This is a genomic window from Aerococcus agrisoli, assembly GCF_003797145.1.
GTDB classification, from domain to species: domain Bacteria; phylum Bacillota; class Bacilli; order Lactobacillales; family Aerococcaceae; genus Aerococcus; species Aerococcus agrisoli.
Map to the genome: position 1 here is coordinate 1 of NZ_RKMG01000100.1, position 430 is coordinate 430.

Annotated in this window: 1 protein-coding gene; it reads right to left on the bottom strand. The window is 32.6% G+C overall.

The window, feature by feature from the left end:
* Positions 1-430, bottom strand: a 430-nt coding sequence (locus tag EF384_RS09655) for a transposase (RefSeq protein WP_148076711.1), incomplete at both ends; no start/stop codon positions are given.

The following is a 430-nucleotide window of genomic DNA, read 5'->3' on the forward strand; positions in this document are numbered from 1 at the left end:
ACGAGTGCCTTACTAAGTTGATGATTTACATCAGCCATCCAACGGTTCTCTCGTTTTTCGATTTTTTTGAGTCTTTTTTTACTTGATTTTGTATTTTTAGATTGAAGTTCTGAACGCAATGATTTAAAATGACGACGTTTTTTTATCACATCTTGACCACTAACAAATAACGTCTGACCTTTTTCATCATACGCTGTAATAAGTTGTCTAAGACCTCTATCAATACCGACAACATGTTTCATTTGATTTGCATCGACAGATTCAATATCTTTAGATGCGCTGATATATAAATACCATTTACCTTTACGTTCTAATAATTCAGCTTCACCCAATTTATAGTCACTAAATTTTTGTAAATAATCTAAATTAGACTGATCGCAGGGTACTTTTATACGACCTTGTTGTGTTGCAATCGAATATTCACCTGTTT